Raw genomic sequence first — 17354 nt, 5'->3', positions numbered from 1 at the left:
GGACATTCGAATGACATTGCAATCCATGACGGGCTTCGCGCGCAGCGAAGGCTCCTCCGGACGATATCGCTGGGCCTGGGAGTTGCGCTCCGTCAATGGCAAGGGGCTGGATCTAAGGCTGCGCCTGCCATCGGGCATGGAGGCACTGGAGACGGCGCTCCGTGACATCGCATCGAAAAGCCTGTCGCGCGGTAACATTCAGGCCGGGCTCTCGGTCTCTGCATCAGAGACCAAGCTTGAGGCCGTCGTCAACCGTGACGCGCTGGATGCGGTCCTTGCCTTGAAGCAGGAACTGGGAAATGCGGTCAGCGACGCGCCGCTCAGCTTTGATACGTTGCTGTCGGTGCGCGGTCTCGTTGAGTTTCGCGAGCCAGAGGAAACGGAAGATGCGCAAGCTGCCCGCAACGCCGATATCGTTGACGGATTCTCCGCGGCCGTCGCTTCGTTGAAAGCCATGCGTGAAAGGGAAGGTGCATCGCTCTACACGCTGCTTTCCACCCATATCGACCGTATCGAACAGCTGACATCTATCATCGAAGCCGATCCCTCCCGCCAGCCGGAGCACATCCGGGCGAGGCTGGAAGCGCAGATCGCCTTGATCGGCGATGGCAATGGAGGTCTTGATCGCGAGCGCCTTTATGCGGAAGCCGCATTGCTGGCCACCAAGGCGGATCTGCGCGAGGAGATTGACCGGCTGACCTCGCATGTGTCAGCGGCGCGTGAACTTCTCGCCACCGGCGGGCCTGTCGGGCGCAAGCTCGATTTTCTTGCACAGGAATTTAACCGGGAGTCGAATACGATCTGTTCCAAATCCAATGCCAGTGCTGTAACCGCTGCTGGTATCGAATTGAAAGTCGTGATCGACCAATTCCGCGAACAGGTTCAAAATCTGGAGTAGGCTCCATGGTACCAGCAGATAGCTCTCCCGTTCATATCGCCCGTAGAGGGTTGATGCTGGTCATGTCCTCGCCGTCAGGTGCGGGCAAGTCCACCATCGCCAGAAACCTGCTGGATCGGGACAAGAATATCAGCCTGTCGGTGAGTGTCACGACGCGGCAGCGTCGGCAGAGCGAGATCGAAGGCATTCATTATCACTTCATCACCAAGCGTGAATTCGAGGTGCTGCGAGACAGCGATCAACTGCTGGAATGGGCGGAAGTGCACGGCAATTTCTACGGAACGCCGCGCGCGCCGGTAGAGCAGGCCATGTCTGAAGGTCGCGACATGCTGTTCGATATCGACTGGCAGGGCGCAGAACAGCTTCAGGACAAGATGCAGGCAGACGTGGTGTCGATCTTCATTTTGCCGCCGACCATGACCGAACTGCAGTCGCGCCTGCATCGCCGCGCCGAAGACACCGAAGAAGTGATCCGCACACGCCTCGCCAATTCGCGCGCCGAGATCGAGCACTGGCGGGACTATGACTATGTGATCCTCAATGACGATCTTCAGGCAGCTTTTTCGGCCGTCGAAGCCATCGTCAAGGCCGAACGTGTCCGCCGCAACCGTCGCCACGGCATGTTCGATTTCGTCAGGGGATTGTTGGAGGAAGAGCCGCAGCTTTAATCAGCCCGGTTCTTTAATTGCCAGCCACTTACGAGACAGCTTTTCATCGGCTGCGTCTTCCGCCCAGCCGTGACCACCCTCGAGCATTTCGAGACGAACATCCGCTCCAGCACTAGTGAACTGGTCTGCCAGATCACGCGCGTCGTTCTCCGCGCGCCGTTCATCGTGCTTGGCAGCAAGCAGCAGGACGGGAAAGCCGGTGAGGCTAGGGAGTTCTTCATGTCTTCTAGGTGAAAGCGGCCGCAAGAGGATGGCTCCTCGCGCCATGCTGCCATTCTGGCACAGCACCTCAGCCGCCATGATTGCACCATTTGAGTAGCCGACGAGAAACGGCATCTCGCCTGTCTGACGGATGACAAAATCCATGAACATGCAGAGCCTGGTCGCCTGCGCTCTCAGATCGTCCACGTTGATTTGCCGGTCGGGCTTTCTGCGGAAAAATGCGTAACCATTTTCCCAGGGCACCGCGCCGCGTAGGGCATAAAGAACGGCATTGGGAAACACCGCCCTGCCGAATGCCAGGAGGTCGTTCTCATCCCGTCCTGAGCCATGGAGAAGCACCACGACGCAGTCTGCGGTTCCTGATGGGACAGCAAGCTCGTATTGGAAACCGGCATCGTTCATGGCGGCCCTCTCGGCAGGGTCTAAAACAAGATGAATGTCGGCTTGGTAATACCCCTGACAGGATTACAAACTGTTCGCCAGCCGCACGAACTCTTCGACCGAGAGCGTTTCAGCGCGTCTTGTTGGGTCGATGTCCGCCTTTTCAAGCAGGGCTTCTCCGCCGATGCTTTTCACGCTCTGGCGCAGCATCTTGCGGCGTTGGCCGAAGGCCGCTTCCGTGACCTTCTCAAGCTTCTCAACATCGCAGGCCAGCGGCTTTTCCTTGGGCAGGAGATGCACGACGGTCGAGGTGACTTTGGGCGGTGGGCTGAAGGCTTGTGGCGGAACATCGAAAGCCATTTCCGGCACGGTGCGCCAGCCCGTGAGTACACCGAGGCGGCCATAGTGGTTATCGCCTTCTTCGGCAACAATGCGCTGTCCGACTTCCTTCTGGAACATCAGCGTCATGGACAGCCAGAATGGCGGCCATTCCTTCGGCAGAAGCCAGTTGACCAGAAGCTGGGTGCCGACATTATAGGGGAGGTTGGCGATGATGCGGACCGGTTCGCCCTTGGGAACAAGGGCTTCGAAATCGGTCTTGAGCGCGTCGCCTTCGATCACGTCCAGCCGTCCGGGATAGTGATCGGCAATTTCCGCCAGTGCTGGAAGACAGCGGCTGTCTCGCTCTACGGCAATCACCTTTTTTGCGCCAAGCGAGAGAATGGCGCGGGTCAAGCCACCTGGGCCAGGCCCGACCTCGAAAACTGTAACACCGTCTAGAGGACCGGCGGTACGCGCGATCTTCTGCGTCAGATTAAGGTCGAAAAGGAAGTTCTGACCGAGCGACTTCTTCGCATCAAGGCCGTGGCGCTGGATGACGTCGCGCAGCGGCGGAAGACCATCGATTGCTGCCATCACGAAACCTGCCGCGCAGCGATCTCGGCCGCCATCTTCAACGACGCCACAAGGCTTGAGCAGTTGGCGATACCCTGTCCGGCAATACCGAAGGCGGTGCCATGATCGGGTGACGTGCGGATGAAGGGCAGGCCGAGCGTCACATTGACCGAGTCATCGAAGCCGAGTGCCTTAGCCGGAATCAGGCCCTGATCGTGATACATGCAGATCGCAACGTCATAACGCTTGCGCGCGGCATCATGGAACATGGTGTCGGCCGGCAGAGGGCCGAATGCGTCGATGCCATCCTTGCGCAACTGCATGGTCGCCGGATGGATGATATCGCGATCTTCCGTGCCGATCGCACCGTCTTCGCCCGCATGTGGGTTTAGCCCAGCGACTGCCAGTCTTGGCGCATCCATGCCGAACTTGCTCGTCAGGTCGTTGGCAACGATCCGGCATGTATCGATGATGAGCTCCTCCGTCAGAGCAGATGCCACATCCTTGATGGGAATGTGGATCGTCACAGGCACGACACGCAGCTTTGGCCCGGCGATCATCATGACCGGTCGCGCTGCCTGGCCTGTGTGCTTGAGCGCGAGATCCGCAAGGAATTCTGTGTGGCCGGGGAAGCCGAAGCCGGCTTCGTAAAGCACGGCTTTGGCGATCGGATTGGTAACGACGGCAGCCGCCTTTCTCGCCATCGTCAACGAGGCAGCGGTCTCGATGGCCTTGATGGTGGAGATGGCTGTGCCGACATGAGGTTGGCCTGCCTGTACGTCAAAACCGACAGGAACAGGCAAAACGGGCAGGCCGGTGGTGAATGCAGAAACTGCTTCTTCAGCCTCGCAGGTGACGATGTTGACCGGAATGTCAAGAATATTTGCCCGGCTCGTCAGCACGTCTGGATCACCGACGAAGAGAAATGGCGGAACACTGAGTTCATCACGTCTTGCCCAGGCTGCAAGCGCGATATCGGGACCGATGCCGGCGGGATCGCCCTGTGTCAAAGCGAGAGGCAGTTCAAGCGACGTCACGACGTTCGGATCTTTCACCTGTTGCGCTGGTCTCGAAAGGTGCGACCCTGCCGATCAGCGGCATTTTGATATCTTGGAAACCATAGCGGCACCGCATCAGGGTGCCGCACCAGGATCAGGTTTGAGTGATCTGTGCCTTGCTGCGAAGCTCGTCCAGATACTTCTTCTCGTTCGGGTTCTCACCCTTTTCCGCCTTGCTCAGGTCTTCGGCACGAAAGACAACTTCCGCCGCATAGTCATCGGAAACCTGCTGCTTCTTGCAGACAGCCAGGTACTCGACGCCCTTCTCGGTCACGCGCGTGGCGGTGGTGCCGCCCTCAGGCGTCTTGGTAACCAGGTCCTTCCACTCCGTGGGAAGTTCCGGTTCGAGAATCCGGCCAAGGTCCTTGATCGAAACATCCAGCATCGTGGCTGCGAAGGTCTTTGCCTGCTCGCAGCCGGGATAGCGCTTACGGGACGCTTCCGCTTCGCTCTTGCGTTTGCCGATGATGGACTTCTTCGATTCCGGTACGACGAAAATTATCTGCTGCAGGAAGTATTCCGACGTCACAGGCTTCTGGCCGCGCTCCTTGAGACGCGTGATGAAGTCCTGTGTCGACATGCGGTTCTTGCCGCCGTAGCGCGCATTGACCAGGCGTGGCCAGCTCATCTGCACGGCGATGAAGGATTTGAAGTGGTCGGCACCCACGCCAGCCTGGGTCAGCACCTTGGTCAGTTGGTCTTTCGTCAACTTGTTGCTGGCAGCAAAGCGGCCGAAGGCGGCATCGACATCTGCGGTGCTGACCGAAGCCTTGACGCGGGCGATTTCCTCGCGCTTCAAAGCCTCCTCGATCAGCTGTTCGCGGGCCTTCTCGTTGAGATTGCCCGACTGCCGCTGCAGCTTCAAGAAAGCCACGCGGCGTGCAATATCGTCAGAGGTGATCGGTGTCTTGTTGACGACGATCTTCACCGCGCTGTCGGCAAAAGCGACATTCGCCTGCGGCGCGACAATCATGGGAACTGCGAAGATCGCAAAGGCAAACGCGACGCTGCGCATCGCCTTCTTTCCGAAGTTCATCCTGGTCTCTCCCTCTCGGCAAGCCATTGGACCGGTTCCACGGCATTGCTTTTGAAACTCTCGCGGCATGAAGTTTATATGCTCACCTCACGGTGATGCTTCGCCTTCTTCCGCGATCCTAAATATGAACGCGCCCGTGTATATCACTGGAATGATTACCACCGCAATCGTCCGTCACAACCAGATCGTCGATATCTACGGCAAAAGCGTGACCTTAACTGCAGTCTGTCGATGACATGATATCGAGCGCCACACCCGGTGGAGGTGTCGCTACAAATGAAAACGGCGGGAAAATCCCGCCGTTGTTTTGTAAGGTCTAGGCTATCAGTAGTTGTTTGGCTGCCAGCCAATATCGGCCTTGTCCCAGTCTTCCGCAGCCGAGCCGACGCTGATGTCGCCGAGTGTGCGGAAGGCGAGGCGGGCATTGATCGACCAGTCATTTGCCGCCTCGCGCACGGTGCTGAGGTTACCCTCATCCGAGTAGCTGACGGTAAAGATGGTGCACTCGTCCTGATAGAGAACACCGATACGGCGCTCGCTCGAGAACTTGTTGTTCAAGTCGTAGTTGATCGCGCCGAACAGAGCCCAATTGTCGTCGAGGCGGATCTTGCCCGACGTCTGGATGATGTCACGATCACGGTCATAGCCGTAATTCGGCTGTGCCTTGACCTGCGTATAGCTGACCTTGCCGGTAAAACGGTTGTCCGTGTAGTGGACGCTGTTCTCCATCCGGTTGATCTCGAAGTTATCCTTGTCCAGACGCAAGCTGTTGGAGAAGGACAGACCGATCGGCGCATCGATCGCCGCCATCGTCACGTAGTCGGAGCGGTCCGATTCCAGACCGGAATCGGCACCGGCATTGACCAGATCCGGGGAGGCGAAAGAATTCTCGCCGGCCAGATGGAAGGACTGACCCGCAATCGCGCGGATGCCGTAGCCATTGTCGAACGTGCCGTTATAGCGGAAGCCGAGATTGGCACGCGTGCCGCCTTCGACACGGTCGAAGCCCGTGAACTTGTCGCGTTCGAACAGGTTGGTCGCATCGAAGACGAAGGCCTGCGAATCTTCGTTTGGAAGGCGACCGGCAAATTGCTCATCCGGACGCACGAATACCTGAGCGATCGGCTCAATCACGTGGCTGCTGTTCTGCGCCGTGAACAAAATCGGATATCGTGCTTCGAGACCAAGCGTTGCCATGCCGCGGAAGGCCGCGTCATCGTCAATCGAACTGCCATAGGCGAGACCCTGTGTCGCCATATCGGTGGAGAAGATGTCTCCACGAAGGGCGCCGAGCGGTGTCAGTTGAAGGCCGCTGTCGAAGGTGTAGGTTCTCTTCCACTCGGCTTCCGTCGTCAGGCGCGTATAGGTGCCTTCAAGACCCGGGAAGCGGTTGGAGGTTCCGAGCGCGTAGGCATCCTGATTGCGGCGCGTCAGGCTCGTGAGGTTCGTCGTCAGCGAAAGCTCGCCGCCATAGACGGGATCGGGAAGGAAGTAACGATAGTCAACGGCTGGATGGACAATCGCCTGCCTGCGCTCTTCCAACTCGAAGTCGTCCTTGTCCTGGACGTTGAAGTAGTAGGCATTGGCATCGAAGCTGTTACGATCACCGAGGCCGGTGAGGTAAAGCTTGTTGGTCTGGGTTTCGCTCTTATAGCCCTTGAGGTCATAGGTGCGGGCGAAGTTGTTGTCGGACTGCACCATGACGTCCCAGCCGAATGACCAGCGAGGATTGATCTTGAAGTCACCCTTGCTGGCAACCATGCCGCGACGGTCGTTCAGCGCGTCGCTGGTGCCAGAGTCGAATCGTTCCGGGTCGCGCTGGTCGATGCCGGCAAATGTCAGCGTGTGCGTTCCCATCTCGAAACGGTTGCGCAGTTCACCGTGAAGCAGAAGGCCCTGGGCAGTGTAGAAGGTCGGTGTGACCGTCAGATCCGCGCTATCGCCAAGCACCTGATAATAGGGCACGCCGATACCGAAACCGAGCTTGTCGGTTATGCTCATCTGCGGGAACAAAAAGCCCGATTTGCGCTTTACCCGGTTGTCGGGAACGGTGAGGAACGGAAGATAGGCGATCGGCTTGCCGAACAGCTCGAAACGAGCCTTCTCCAATCGAACCGTCTGGCTCTTGCCGTCCTGAATGACGCGCTCTGCCTTGACCTGCCAAAGTGGCGGCTTGTCGGGACGTTCGGCGCAGGGAAGGCAGGCCGTATAAACGCCGTTGTTGAGGATCATAACATCCTCATTGACGCGTTCAGCACTTTCGCCGGCAATGCGCGTGTTGTCGGTCGTTTCCACGCGCAGAGCATTCACGAAGCCCTGCGAGAAATTGTCGGTCACGTCCAACTCATCGGCATAGATGCGGTTGCCGCTTGGCTCGATGAGTTCGATGTTTCCACGGGCAACGACGCGACCGGTGCCCTGATTATATTCAATGCGTTGGGCCACCATGCGGTAGCCGGAATATTTCAAGCGCACGCCACCCGTCGCGATCACTTCTTGTGCGTCACGATTATAGGTGAGTTCATTTGCTGTAAGCAGGAGTTTTGATTGGTCTTGAGCGTCGCCCACAATCACCCCGTCATCAGCGAAAGCGCTGGATGCGGTAGCTACGTATGCGCACACAGAAGCCCCTGTCAGAAGGGCTGCCGCAAGCCGTCTGATATTCCCGCGGTCAAATACCGCCACTAGCCGTCCTCCTGATGAAGCAGAATGGTTGCCCCCAATGCCAACGCTACGACGACTGGAATCCAGACCGCAACGAAGGGCGGAACAACGCCGCTACTCCCGAATGCCCTTACGAGCACGGTTACCACATAAAGCACGAAGCCGGAAAGGATTCCACCCAGAATCACTGAACGGGACTGTGCAAAACGGCTGAACTTTAGAGAAACAGTTGCCGCAATGAACGTCATCGCCACCAGTAGAAATGGCATGGAGAGTAGGAAGTGATATTGCGTCTCGAGTGCCTTGGATGACAGGCCGAAGGATTTCGCCACTTCGATTTTTCGAGAAAGATCAAAGAAAGCAACGGTTTCCGGCTGAGTCAGACGCTCTTGAACGAATTCCTGTCTCAAATTGGTACTGATTCTGGCCGTCGCCTGATGGGTGGGGACGTGACCCGGCCGAATCTCCGAAACGTTGTTAAGAAGCCAGTAACCATCTTCCAACTTCGCCGAGGCGGCGTCCTGTCGGAAAAGGATGTTGCCGTTCTTGTCGAGGTGGATCAGCACCACATCTTTCAGCAGCGCGCCGTTATCCTCGAAGCTCTTGGCTCCGATGATCGTGTCCTCTCCACCGCTGCTTTGGCGCAGCCATGGAATTACCTGCTGCTGACGCGGGCCGCTGCCATCATTACGCCATCCCGCCTCAACGGAGAGCGACTTGCTTTCGCCCCAGGCGGCGAGCGGATTGAGCGCCGCGACGCAGAGGATGCCGAGCAGGATTGCGCCGGTGATGAAGGGCAGCATGAACTGCCAGACGGAAATGCCCGCCGCGCGCGTCACCACAAGCTCGTAGCGGCGGTTCAGCGAGATCAGCGTCGTCATGCCGACGAAGAGGGCAACGAAAGGAACAGTCTGCTGTAGGATAAGCGGCAGTCGAAGCGCCGTTAGCCCCAGTGCGGCCGGCACGGAATACCCGGGAAGACCGGACATGCGTCGTGCGGTTTCGCTAAAATCGGCCAGAAAGATGATCGACGAGACGCCGAGCAGAAACCAGAAGGTGGTCATGGCGTAGCGACGAAGAAAATAGCGGGCGAGTGTACCGAAGATCATGCGCTCTGTCCCCCGTTACCGTTCACCTTTGGCCGGCTGACGCGACGCTGGAGCGCCTGGGTTGCGGTATGAAGGAAGGACGGCATATGCAGCTTGCGGCCGGTCGCCAGCAGATAGGCGGCAATGAGGCCGCTGACCACCGGAACGGCATAGACGAAGGGAATGAAGGCAGCGCTCTGCTTCACCTGATTGGTGAAATAGAAGCCCAGCCAGCGCAGCATGAAGGCCGTGACCAGCGCAACCACCATGGGATGTAGCCGTGCCTCGCGGTGAGAGCGCGCGTCCCCTGCGACGACCAGCGAGATCAAAGCAAACACGAAGGGAAACATCCAGTCGACGAGACGCCGGTGCAGTTCCGAACGGAAGCTTCCAGGATTTTTCTTGTAGCTTTCCAGGTTCTCGTCGGGAGACAGCAGGAAGGCCAGGCTGGCATCGCTGGCAGACAGCGACGGCTCATTGTCGGACTTCTCCGACATGGTCGAGAGATCGAAGGCGTAGGACAGGAACTTGACGACCGAAACCTTGCCGTCCGGCGTCTTCTGCTGAACCTCACCGTCACGCATGGTGAGTGAGGTACCACCTTCATCGATCATGCCTTCCTTGGCATAATAAATAAGGTCGTAATTCGGATCGCGACGGTCGGCAACGAAGAGCCCACGAAGGATTCGGCCCTGACGCTGGCCGATTTGCACATAAAGTCCATCCTGAATGGTGCGGAAAGTCTTCTCTTCGATCACCGAGGAGAGGAGGTCGGCATAGGCTGCAGCGACCATCTGGCGCGCAGCGGCACGTGCCGGCGGCTCGGCAAAATTGGTGATGCCGAAGGAGACGAGGCTCAGCACCGCGCCGAGAAAGAGGACAGGCTTGTAGATGATCGTGCGGCGCGCGCCCGACGCATCGATAATGGCGAGCTCCGAGTCGGTGTTCATCGCGGTGAGCGTCTGCGTCACGCCAATGACAAGCGCGAAGGGTAGAACGACGGGAATGAGCGTCGGCAACAGCATGGTCGCGAGCGTCATGAACGAGCCCATCGACTGGCCGCTATCCGTGACGAGGTTGATTCTTTGCAGAACCTGGATCGTCCAGATGATTGCCAGCACGGGCATCAGCGCGACGAGAACCATCTGCGTCGTGCGTCGCAATATGTACCGTTCGAGAAGCGCCATTTAGTCCCTGGTAACGTTTTTCATTCTTTTTTCCCGTGCAGGGAACCGGCCCTATGTAATCGCATCGATCCCGCTTGGCGACTCTCGATGGACCACAAATTTCTTTCACGCAGTCATTTTTCCTGTGGCTGTGGCTTTTTGTGGAGAGCTGGCGAAAAAACTTTTCGTCGAACCTCAGTCGTTACCGCGACCATCCACAAATTTGACACTGCGAGTCGCCATGCCGGGGTTGCGTCACGGGCGGAAAGGCCCATGATCCGCACACCCTTTAAAAAACAGCAAGATGAGCATCAAGATGTCCGCCAGTTTCGATATTTCCTTCGCCGCTTCCGCCTCATGTGAAAATGCCACGGCAATTCTTCTGCGCGCTTCCGGCGACGAAGGGGCGGCGGGTCAGGCGCATGTGGATCCGGCTGGCGTGCTGGAAAAGGCCGCCAAGGTGGCAGGCTTTTCAGCAAAGTCGATGAGCGTTCTCGATGTTCTGACGCCCCAGGGTTCTGAGGCAGATCGCATCACCGTGATCGGCCTTGGCAAGGCCACGAAGCTCACCGCGCATGATTGGCTGAGGGCAGGCGGCACTGCTGCTGCCAATTTCAAGAAGGCGGAAAAGGTCGTCGTCTATGTCGATGTTCCGGGCCTCGATGTGAATGGCAAGGCCGCCGCCGACTTCGCCCTTGGGCTTCTGCTGCGCGCCTATAGCTTCGATGCCTACAAGACCAAGAAGCCGTCCGACGAAGAGAAGAAGCCGAAGCGCGTCGATGTGACGATTGTGACGGTTGTCCACAAGGAGGCAGAAAAGGCGTTCGAGGCTGCTCAGGCCGTCGCCGATGGCGTCATTCTGGCGCGCGATCTCGTCAATCTGCCGCCGAATGTGCTTGGTCCGGTCGAATTTGCCGAGAAGGCGGAAGGCTTGAAGAAACTCGGCGTAGAGGTTGAAATCCTTGGCGAAAAGGAAATGAAGAAGCTCGGCATGGGCGCACTTCTCGGCGTGGCGCAAGGCTCTGTTCGCCCGCCACGGCTTGCCATCATGCAATGGAATGGCGGCTCCAAGAAAGACGAGCCGATCGCCTTCATCGGCAAGGGCGTGGTGTTCGACACCGGCGGTATTTCTCTGAAGCCAGGTGCCGGCATGGAAGACATGAAGGGCGACATGGGCGGCGCTGCTGCCGTGACCGGTCTCATGCACACGCTTGCGGCCCGCAAGGCAAAGGCCAATGTGATCGGCGTTATCGGGCTCGTCGAAAACATGCCGGATGGCAATGCCCAGCGGCCTGGCGATATCGTCACCTCCATGTCCGGCCAGACCATCGAGATCATCAATACCGACGCCGAAGGCCGCCTCGTTCTGGCGGATGCGCTCTGGTACACGAACGATCGCTTCAAGCCGAAATTCATAATCAATCTTGCCACGCTCACCGGTGCAATCACAGTTGCGCTTGGTAATCTTCAGGCAGGCCTCTTCTCCAATGACGATGAACTGGCCGGTCAATTGGTCGAGGCGGGCGACACGACACAGGAGAAGCTGTGGCGCATGCCGCTTGGCAAGGACTACGACAAGATCATCGATTCGAAGTTTGCCGATATGAAGAACAGCGCTGGCCGCTTGGCGGGCTCGGTCACAGCGGCCCAGTTCCTCAAGCGCTTCGTCGGTGAGACGCCATGGGCGCATTTGGATATTGCCGGTACGGCCATGGGCTCGCCGCTGACTGAGATCAACCAGTCCTGGGGCTCCGGCTATGGCGTGCGCCTTCTGGACGAGTTGGTCCGCGCGCACTACGAGGATTGAGATAGAAGCATGAAGGTGGCAATCCCCCGATGACGGAAGTTCTGTTTTATCATCTGACGGAATCCAAGCTGGAGGATGCCTTGCCGCCGCTGCTGGAAAAATCGCTGGAGCGCGGCTGGAAGGTCGCGGTCCAAACGGGAAGTGATGAGAAGCGCGATGCGCTCGACGTGCTTCTCTGGACGTTCCGCGACGATAGCTTTCTGCCGCACGCCACCGATGCCGCCGCAACATCTGCGCAACAGCCGGTGTTGCTCACCTCAAGTGATGGCAATGCCAATCAGGCGACAGTACGCTTTCTTGTCGATGGTGCGGAGCCGCCGGCACTGGACGCCTATGAGCGCATCGTCTTCATGTTCGATGGCTATGACGCAGAGCAGCTGGAAGCGGCACGCGCGCAGTGGAAGAAGCTGAAAGGCGAGGGCCATGCACTCACCTATTGGCAGCAATCGCCTGAAGGCCGCTGGCAGAAAAAGGCGTGAGCCTCCAGCGCATCAACGACGAAAACGAAAACCGGCAAAGCCGGTCGTCTTGGTCGGGATCATCCACACACCGCCCGATGATGGCGCCTTCTGCAACCGCTCGTCGGACATGTTGTGACGGTGGGACGTCAGAAAAAGCGTACTGAAGTCCGGCCCACCGAAGCAGCCCATGGTGGGGTGCGGGACGGGCGCCTCAGTCGCACCAAGATGCGTACCGTTGGGCGAAAACGCATTGATCAGTCCGGCAGAAACGCCAGCGCTCCAATAAACGCCAGAACGATCGACGCAGCCGCCATCGGGCCTGCCCGTTTCCTCTGTCATCTGCGCAACCAGAATGCCTTCATCGAAAGTGCCGCGGCTCTTGTCGAAGGCGCGGCGACGGATCCATCTTTGGACGGAATCGCTCTGCCACATGACCGAACCATCTTGCGAGAAGGCAAGCCCATTGGGGCAGGTGAGGCCGGTCTGCATCCGTTCGGCGCCACTCGCCGTGACGCGCCAAAGTTCGCCGCGCGGCTCCATCTGCGCCAGTGGCACGTTATGCATCGTGCCGACCCAGAATGCACCGTCTGGCCCGATCCGTCCGTCATTCAGGCGGAAAGCTGCGCCTTCCGGCGCCGGAATGCTGCAAAGCGTTTGGGTGGCGCCACTTTCCGGATCGAGGAAAACAATATCCATGCCGCAGGCAATGATGAGGTCACCATTGTCGCAAAGCCCAAGGCTGGACACCGTGCTTGGGAAAGACCATTCACGGTACTGGCCGGGCGTTAGCGCGGCAGAGCGCACCGTCTTGCCGAGAATATCGCACCAGAACAGCACTTGGCGCTTTTCGTCCCAAACGGGCGATTCGGCGAGAGTGCTGATTGTGTCGCAGAGAAGCTCTGCCTCTGACATGCCAAGCGTTTCGGCAGGCAGCGATCCGGAGTGTGCAGTCGTCATGATGGGGTATCCAGTGTCGGTGGTGCCGCGGATTTACTCGAAATAATCCTGATGGTTGGCGAAGACCTGCGCCAGAATGCCAAGAACGCGGCGAAGATGTTTGCGCAGTTCATCCGCCGCAAGAGTTTCATTGCCATCCTGGATCGCTGCATAGACTGCCTCGTGTTCGGCAAGCAGGCCAGCCATGTGCGCCTCATCGGTAATGGCAAGAGCCCGCAGGCGATCAAGTCCTGCTTTTTCGCGGATGAGCAGCGTTTCCAGCCTGTCCATCCCTGTGGCGGCAGCAAGAGCACTGTGAAACTGGTCGTCATGCATACGAAAGGCCTTGCGATCTCCACGCTGCATTGCCTTGCGCTGACCGTTCAGCGCATGCTCGATCTCCTGCTCCGCTTCCGCCGAAAGACCGATCTCGCACAGCTTCTCGACCGCTGCGACCTCAAGCGCTTCACGGATGAACTGCGAACTGCGGATACTTTTTTCAGAAAGCTTGGAGACATAGGTGCCGCGGCTGGGAAGGGTCACGATCAGGCCGTCGTCTCGCAGACGGCTCAAGGCTTCACGCACCGGCGTGCGACTGGAATTGAATGATAGCCCGATCTCATTTTCAGACACCGCCTGCCCGGGAAAAAGCTCTCGCGACAAAATGGCGGATTTCAACGCCGAATAAATCTGATCCACTACCGGGCGGTTCAGATCCAGCCGTTCCATAGTCGGGACAGAGCCGCCTGTCATCGGGATTTTTGGCATTTGCACTCCAGCAATTTTAAACCGGTATACCGGAACACGAGTCAGTTGACAACCGGCATACCGGTATGCAATTTACGTCGCATTGGGAAGGGAGGCTCCCCGAAAATGCAGAATTTCAAGACCTGCGTCATTATAGGCGCCGGAATGGTGGCGAAGACCCACGTGCGCGCTTGTGCAGCAAGCCCCGAGAAAATTAGATTGAAGGGTATCGTCGACAGCGGTTCCGGACGCGCCAAGGCGCTGGCCGAGGAAGCGTCGAAGCATGCAGGATATGACGTTACGGTCTATTCCTCGGTGGAAGCGGCGGCGCATGATAAGGATGTCGATTTCGCCATCATCGCCACGCCGCCGAACGCCCGCCTCGATATCGTCGAAGCTTTCGCCCGCGCCGGCAAAGATATTCTGATGGAAAAGCCGGTTGCTCGCAACACCGATGAGGCGGAGCATCTGGTTGCTCTCTGTCGGGACGCTGGCGTCACGCTCGGTATCATCTTTCAGCACCGCATGCGGGCTGCATCACAGAAGGCGCGTGCACTTGTTGATGGCGGAACGCTTGGAGAGCTCGGTCTCTGCGAGATTTCCGTGCCGTGGTGGCGTGCCCAGTCCTATTATGACGAGCCCGGTCGCGGCACTTTGGCGCGTGACGGTGGCGGCGTTCTGATTTCCCAGGCCATTCACACCATCGATCTTGCCCTCAGCCTCACAGGTCCTGTGTCGCGCGTTCAAGCTATGGCGGCAACGACTCGTTTCCATCGTATGGAAACCGAAGATTACGTTGCTGCGGGCCTTCGCTTTGCAAATGGCGCGGTCGGCTCGCTTGTCGCGAGCACGGCAAGTTTTCCAGGCTCGGCGGAATCGATCGTCCTGCACTTCGACAATGCCAGCCTCCGGATCGCTTCCGGTCTCCTGCATGTCGATTGGCGCGACGGACGCCAGGAGGTCTTTGGTGGGGCGGCTTCCGGCACCGGTGGCGGCGCCGATCCGATGGCTTTTACCCATGAATGGCACCAAGGCGTCTTCGAGGATTTCGCCGATAGCATAACCGCCCGACGTCCACCGGTTGTCACGGGCGAAGCGGCTCTTTTGTCTCACAGATTGATCGACGCGATCATTAACTCGGCCGAAACCGGCAAGGAAGTGGAACTGCAACAATGACTAAAGCAATTAAGTTCGTCGCTCTGGGCATAGAGCACCGCCACATTTTTGGCATGGCACAGAACCTGATGGATGCCGGTGCGGAGTTCGTCGGCTGGTGGACCGAAGGCGAGCCCGACGTGGTCGAAGGCTTCGTCAAGCGTTTTCCCGAGGTGCCGCGTTCGGCCACCAAGGAAGCGCTTCTGGCGGATCACAGCGTCGATCTCGTCGTCATTGCCGATATCCCATCCAAGCGCGCAGACCTTGCGGTCGCCTCGATGGAGGCCGGCAAGGATGTCATGACCGACAAGCCGGGCTGCACCACATTTGAACAGCTTGAGCGCATTCGCCAGACGGTCAAGAAGACCAACCGCATCTGGACAGTCGACTTCTCGGAGCGCTTCGAAGTGCCGAGCGTCACCAAGGCTGCGGAACTGGTCGCAGCCGGCGCCATCGGCCGCATCGTGCAGACCATCGGCATGGGTCCGCATCGCCTCAACCGCCAGATCCGTCCAAAGTGGTTCTTCGAGCGTGAAGCATACGGCGGCATCATCACCGACATCGCCAGCCACCAGATCGACCAGTTCATGTTCTTCACCGGCTCCACCGAGGTGGAAATTGTGTCTGCTTCGGTTGCCAATTACGCCAACCCGGGAGATCCGGGCCTGCAGGATTTTGGCGAAGTGCTGCTGCGCGGTGACAAGGGCCATGGCTACATCCGCGTCGATTGGTATACGCCGGATGCGCTGCCCACCTGGGGTGATGGCCGCCTGACGATCCTCGGCACCGAGGGCTATATCGAACTGCGCAAATATGTCGATGTCGGCAACAGCGAGGGCACAGATCGCCTGATCCTCGTCAATGGCGATCGCTGCGAGTACATCGATGCCTCCGACGCTGGCCTCCCATATTTCGGACGCGTATGCGACGACATCCGCAACCGCACCCAAACGGCGATGGCGCAGGAACATGTCTTCAAGGTTTGCGATCTGTCGCTTCAGGCACAGGCCAAGGCTGAAGGAGCAAAGGCATGATTGGCGTCGCCATTGTCGGTGCCGGTATTGGTGCCGAGCATCTGAAGGGGTATCTCGCTTTGCCGGAGCGTTTCTCCGTCAAGGCGATCTGCGATCTCGACGTGGAACGTGCGCGTGGCGTTGCCAATGGCACGTCCATCCACGTCACAGCCCATCTGGATGAGGTCCTGGCGGATCCGAGCATCCAGCTCATCGACGTCTGCCTGCCGCCGCACTTGCATTTTCCGATCACGCTGAAGGCGCATGCCGCCGGCAAGGACGTGGTCTGCGAGAAACCGCTCGTGCGTTCGCTGGAAGAGGCAAATGCGCTTCTCGAATCCGTCAAGACAACCGGCCGCAGCATCTTCCCCGTTTTCCAGTATCGCTTTGGTCCGGCCATGCGCCAGCTTCGTGCGCTGATCGATGCCGGGCTTGCTGGTAAGGCCTATGTTGCAAGCTCGGAGGTCCACTGGAACCGTGGCAAGGGTTATTACGACATTCCATGGCGCGGCACCTGGAAGGGCGAATGCGGTGGCGCGATCCTCGGTCATGCGATCCATGCGCATGATCTGATCTGCTACGTGCTTGGCCCGGTCGATGAAGTCTTCACCATGGCCGATACCCGGGTCAACACGATCGAAACCGAAGACTGCGCGGCCCTCAGCTTCCGCATGAAGAATGGCGCGTTGGCAACAAGTTCTGTCACGCTCGGTGCTGCCGAAGATACGTCGCGTCTACGCTTCTGCTTTGAAGGTTTCACTGCCGAAAGCGGTTCGCTGCCCTATCGTCCTGCGGAAGACAAATGGCGCTTTATCGCCCGTGCGCCAACGACTCAAGCTCAGATCGACGCGGTTCTTGCGACGGTTGGCGACGGCGAAAACGGTTTCACCGGTTTTGTCGAGGCGATCGCCGACGCCATGGAGGGACGCGGCGGCAAGGAAGTCACCGTAACGGACGGTCTGCAATCGATCGAACTCGTCACGGCCATCTATCGCTCGGCGCGGGAAGGCAAGCCGGTGCGTCTGGCAGAAGCGGCGGAAGGTCAGTGGATCAAGGGTTGGGCTCCACAGCCAGCACCAGCTGCAGCATCGGCCTGAGAATCGGAGCGATTTTCGGAATGCACGATGCGTAAATCTGAAGCGTAGAGCGTCCTTTGTGCG

16 protein-coding genes are annotated in these 17354 nt (G+C 58.6%); 7 read left to right on the top strand and 9 right to left on the bottom strand.

Annotation, left to right across the window (positions count from 1 at the left end; genetic code table 11):
• Positions 1–10 precede the first annotated feature (10 nt).
• Together PVA19_RS18195 and gmk are read left to right on the top strand one after the other, a co-directional pair.
• Positions 11–898: a YicC/YloC family endoribonuclease gene (locus PVA19_RS18195; protein ID WP_274103756.1), complete on the top strand. Its 888-nt coding sequence runs from the start codon at positions 11–13 to the stop codon at positions 896–898.
• Between the two features lie 5 nt (positions 899–903).
• Complete coding sequence (gene gmk / locus PVA19_RS18190) at positions 904–1566, top strand: guanylate kinase (RefSeq protein ID WP_062425619.1); 663 nt, start codon at positions 904–906, stop codon at positions 1564–1566.
• Here gmk and PVA19_RS18185 read toward each other — a convergent pair whose 3' ends face one another.
• The 7 genes from PVA19_RS18185 to lptF all read right to left on the bottom strand — a co-directional run bounded on the left by PVA19_RS18185 (position 1567) and on the right by lptF (position 10096).
• Positions 1567–2190, bottom strand: coding sequence for an alpha/beta hydrolase (locus tag PVA19_RS18185; RefSeq protein ID WP_274103755.1), 624 nt, complete (start codon positions 2188–2190; stop codon positions 1567–1569).
• Positions 2191–2253: 63 nt separating this feature from the next.
• Entirely contained in the window at positions 2254–3084 is an 831-nt protein-coding gene (gene rsmA, locus PVA19_RS18180) for a 16S rRNA (adenine(1518)-N(6)/adenine(1519)-N(6))-dimethyltransferase RsmA (RefSeq protein WP_113225406.1), read from the bottom strand.
• Positions 3084–4100, bottom strand: coding sequence for a 4-hydroxythreonine-4-phosphate dehydrogenase PdxA (gene pdxA, locus PVA19_RS18175; RefSeq protein WP_274103806.1), 1017 nt, complete (start codon positions 4098–4100; stop codon positions 3084–3086). The genes rsmA and pdxA overlap by 1 nt, the downstream gene beginning before the upstream one ends.
• A gap of 115 nt (positions 4101–4215) precedes the next feature.
• On the bottom strand, positions 4216–5157 hold the full coding sequence (locus tag PVA19_RS18170; RefSeq protein WP_062598224.1) for a SurA N-terminal domain-containing protein: 942 nt from the start codon (positions 5155–5157) through the stop codon (positions 4216–4218).
• A gap of 324 nt (positions 5158–5481) precedes the next feature.
• Complete coding sequence (locus PVA19_RS18165) at positions 5482–7842, bottom strand: LPS-assembly protein LptD (protein ID WP_274103754.1); 2361 nt, start codon at positions 7840–7842, stop codon at positions 5482–5484.
• A complete protein-coding gene (gene lptG / locus PVA19_RS18160) occupies positions 7842–8930 on the bottom strand; it encodes an LPS export ABC transporter permease LptG (RefSeq protein WP_062425614.1) in 1089 nt (362 codons plus the stop codon). The genes PVA19_RS18165 and lptG overlap by 1 nt, the downstream gene beginning before the upstream one ends.
• Positions 8927–10096 carry an LPS export ABC transporter permease LptF gene (gene lptF, locus PVA19_RS18155; protein WP_274103753.1) on the bottom strand — a complete coding sequence of 390 codons (1170 nt, stop codon included), beginning with the start codon at positions 10094–10096 and terminating at the stop codon, positions 8927–8929. The genes lptG and lptF overlap by 4 nt, the downstream gene beginning before the upstream one ends.
• Positions 10097–10391: 295 nt before the next feature.
• On the opposite strand from lptF, the gene PVA19_RS18150 reads away from it, so the two are divergent.
• Together PVA19_RS18150 and PVA19_RS18145 are read left to right on the top strand one after the other, a co-directional pair.
• Positions 10392–11882: a leucyl aminopeptidase gene (locus PVA19_RS18150; RefSeq protein ID WP_274103752.1), complete on the top strand. Its 1491-nt coding sequence runs from the start codon at positions 10392–10394 to the stop codon at positions 11880–11882.
• Between the two features lie 29 nt (positions 11883–11911).
• Entirely contained in the window at positions 11912–12361 is a 450-nt protein-coding gene (locus PVA19_RS18145) for a DNA polymerase III subunit chi (protein WP_062425612.1), read from the top strand.
• Positions 12362–12373: 12 nt separating this feature from the next.
• On the opposite strand, the gene PVA19_RS18140 is transcribed toward PVA19_RS18145, so the two are convergent.
• Both PVA19_RS18140 and PVA19_RS18135 read right to left on the bottom strand, forming a co-directional pair.
• Positions 12374–13300, bottom strand: coding sequence for an SMP-30/gluconolactonase/LRE family protein (locus tag PVA19_RS18140; RefSeq protein WP_111847821.1), 927 nt, complete (start codon positions 13298–13300; stop codon positions 12374–12376).
• Positions 13301–13333: 33 nt separating this feature from the next.
• Complete coding sequence (locus tag PVA19_RS18135; RefSeq protein ID WP_062425610.1) at positions 13334–14047, bottom strand: GntR family transcriptional regulator; 714 nt, start codon at positions 14045–14047, stop codon at positions 13334–13336.
• Between the two features lie 105 nt (positions 14048–14152).
• Between PVA19_RS18135 and PVA19_RS18130 the strand changes: the two genes are divergently transcribed.
• Genes PVA19_RS18130 through PVA19_RS18120 form a run of 3 tightly spaced genes read left to right on the top strand, consistent with a single transcriptional unit; the run spans position 14153 to position 17291 of the window.
• A complete protein-coding gene (locus PVA19_RS18130) occupies positions 14153–15202 on the top strand; it encodes a Gfo/Idh/MocA family protein (RefSeq protein ID WP_274103751.1) in 1050 nt (349 codons plus the stop codon).
• Positions 15199–16215: a Gfo/Idh/MocA family protein gene (locus tag PVA19_RS18125; RefSeq protein WP_274103750.1), complete on the top strand. Its 1017-nt coding sequence runs from the start codon at positions 15199–15201 to the stop codon at positions 16213–16215. The genes PVA19_RS18130 and PVA19_RS18125 overlap by 4 nt, the downstream gene beginning before the upstream one ends.
• Positions 16212–17291, top strand: a complete 1080-nt coding sequence (locus PVA19_RS18120) for a Gfo/Idh/MocA family protein (RefSeq protein WP_274103749.1) — start codon at positions 16212–16214, stop codon at positions 17289–17291. The genes PVA19_RS18125 and PVA19_RS18120 overlap by 4 nt, the downstream gene beginning before the upstream one ends.
• The last annotated feature ends 63 nt before the right edge of the window (positions 17292–17354 follow it).

It is taken from the genome of Agrobacterium sp. CNPSo 3708 (assembly GCF_028674915.1).
In the GTDB taxonomy this organism is placed as follows: domain Bacteria; phylum Pseudomonadota; class Alphaproteobacteria; order Rhizobiales; family Rhizobiaceae; genus Agrobacterium; species Agrobacterium cavarae.
The sequence above is the reverse complement of the archived record's forward strand: the minus strand, read 5'-3'. Positions and strand labels throughout refer to the sequence as shown.

Bases quoted from the DNA above. Each gene is read 5' to 3' on its own strand.
- PVA19_RS18195 (WP_274103756.1), top strand. From the start codon at position 11: ATGACATTGCAATCCATGACGGGCTTCGCGCGCAGCGAAGGCTCCTCC.
- gmk (WP_062425619.1), top strand. From the start codon at position 904: ATGGTACCAGCAGATAGCTCTCCCGTTCATATCGCCCGTAGAGGGTTG.
- PVA19_RS18185 (WP_274103755.1), bottom strand. From the start codon at position 2,190: ATGAACGATGCCGGTTTCCAATACGAGCTTGCTGTCCCATCAGGAACC.
- rsmA (WP_113225406.1), bottom strand. From the start codon at position 3,084: ATGGCAGCAATCGATGGTCTTCCGCCGCTGCGCGACGTCATCCAGCGC.
- PVA19_RS18170 (WP_062598224.1), bottom strand. From the start codon at position 5,157: ATGAACTTCGGAAAGAAGGCGATGCGCAGCGTCGCGTTTGCCTTTGCG.
- lptG (WP_062425614.1), bottom strand. From the start codon at position 8,930: ATGATCTTCGGTACACTCGCCCGCTATTTTCTTCGTCGCTACGCCATG.
- lptF (WP_274103753.1), bottom strand. From the start codon at position 10,096: ATGGCGCTTCTCGAACGGTACATATTGCGACGCACGACGCAGATGGTT.
- PVA19_RS18150 (WP_274103752.1), top strand. From the start codon at position 10,392: ATGTCCGCCAGTTTCGATATTTCCTTCGCCGCTTCCGCCTCATGTGAA.
- PVA19_RS18145 (WP_062425612.1), top strand. From the start codon at position 11,912: ATGACGGAAGTTCTGTTTTATCATCTGACGGAATCCAAGCTGGAGGAT.
- PVA19_RS18140 (WP_111847821.1), bottom strand. From the start codon at position 13,300: ATGACGACTGCACACTCCGGATCGCTGCCTGCCGAAACGCTTGGCATG.
- PVA19_RS18135 (WP_062425610.1), bottom strand. From the start codon at position 14,047: ATGCCAAAAATCCCGATGACAGGCGGCTCTGTCCCGACTATGGAACGG.
- PVA19_RS18130 (WP_274103751.1), top strand. From the start codon at position 14,153: ATGCAGAATTTCAAGACCTGCGTCATTATAGGCGCCGGAATGGTGGCG.
- PVA19_RS18125 (WP_274103750.1), top strand. From the start codon at position 15,199: ATGACTAAAGCAATTAAGTTCGTCGCTCTGGGCATAGAGCACCGCCAC.
- PVA19_RS18120 (WP_274103749.1), top strand. From the start codon at position 16,212: ATGATTGGCGTCGCCATTGTCGGTGCCGGTATTGGTGCCGAGCATCTG.